Origin of the sequence: Variovorax glucosi, assembly GCF_051216695.1 — a bacterium.
GTDB lineage: Bacteria > Pseudomonadota > Gammaproteobacteria > Burkholderiales > Burkholderiaceae_C > Variovorax.
Map to the genome: position 1 here is coordinate 1 of NZ_JBPJZE010000130.1, position 1,351 is coordinate 1,351.

Consider the following 1,351-nt stretch of genomic DNA (forward strand, 5'->3'; position numbering starts at 1 on the left):
GCATGCGCATTCCGCGGGCGCCGACCGTCCGGTGTACGGCGAGCTGCGCGCGCGCGGCGTGGAGGTCACGACCTCGTCGGGCGCCAACTCCGGCGTGGTCGTGCAGACCGCGCTGGCAGGCGTGCTGATGCTGGCGCGGCAGTTTCCGCAGCTGCTGGCCGCGCAACGCGCACGCACGTGGTCGTCGCTCATGGGCAGCGGCCTGCCGCGCGACCTTGCGGGGCAGACCGCCGTGGTCGTCGGCTGGGGGCCGATCGGACAAGGGCTCGGCTCGCTGCTCGCAGCGTTGGGCCTGCGCGTCATTTCCGTGCGCGGCAGCGAGGCCCCGGCCTCAGCACCGGCCCACGAGAGCGTGAGCTACGAGCAGCTGCACGCGGTGCTGCCGCAGGCCGACTGGCTGCTGCTGGCCTGCCCGCTGAGTGACCGCACACGCGGGCTCATCGATGCGGCGGCGCTGGCGCGCATGCCCGCCGGAGCGCGGCTCGTGAACATCTCACGCGGCGAAGTGGTCGACGAGCCCGCGCTCATCGATGCATTGCGCAGCAGCGCACTGGCCGGCGCGTATCTCGACGTGTTCGCGCACGAGCCCCTGCCGGCCGACTCGCCGCTGTGGAGCTTGCCGAAGGTGATCGTCACGCCCCACAGCGCCGGCCATTCGGACGGCAACGAAGCGCGCGTGGCCGCGATCTTTCTCGACAACCTGCGGCGCTGGGTGCGCAACCAGCCGCTGCTGAACCGCGTGGCATGAAGCGCGCGCTTTCCGATAACAACAGCCCCACGGCATCCAAGACCATGAAGAAATCCGCCCTCCCACGCCCCTCGACCCTTCTGCGCGCCGGCACGGCCGCCCTGCTGCTGGCCACCGCCGCCGCTTCTTCCAGCGCGGCCGACTGGCCCGCCAAGCCCATCACCCTCGTCGTGCCCTTCGTGGCCGGCGGCACCACCGACATCGTCGCGCGCACCGTGGGCCAGAAGCTGTCGGAAGCGCTCAAGCAGCCGGTCATCATCGACAACCGCGGCGGCGCGGGCGGCACCGTGGGCGCGGCCATAGCGTCGAAGGCGCCGGCCGATGGCTACACGCTGTTCATGGCGACCATCGCGCATTCGATCGCGCCGGGCCTCTACAAGCGCCTGCCCTACGACTTCCAGCGCGACTTCGATCCGGTGGCGCTGGTGGCTTCCACGCCCAACGTGCTGATCGTGAACGAGAAGGTGCCCGTGAAATCGGTGGCAGAACTCGTCGCCTACATCAAGGCCAACCCGGGCAAGGTCAACTACGGCTCGGCGGGCAACGGCAGCACGGAGCACATCTCGGGCGAGCTGTTCCGCTCGATGACGAAGACCGACATCG

At 70.4% G+C, this 1,351-nt stretch carries 2 protein-coding genes; both read left to right on the forward strand.

All coding sequences use genetic code 11. The features are described from left to right. Nucleotides 1–748, forward strand: a 748-nt coding sequence (locus tag ACSFA3_RS23540) for a D-2-hydroxyacid dehydrogenase (protein ID WP_435507838.1), incomplete at its 5' end; no start/stop codon positions are given. Nucleotides 749–792: 44 nt separating this feature from the next. After that, on the forward strand, nucleotides 793–1,351 hold a 559-nt coding region (locus ACSFA3_RS23545), incomplete at its 3' end, for a tripartite tricarboxylate transporter substrate-binding protein (protein ID WP_435507839.1).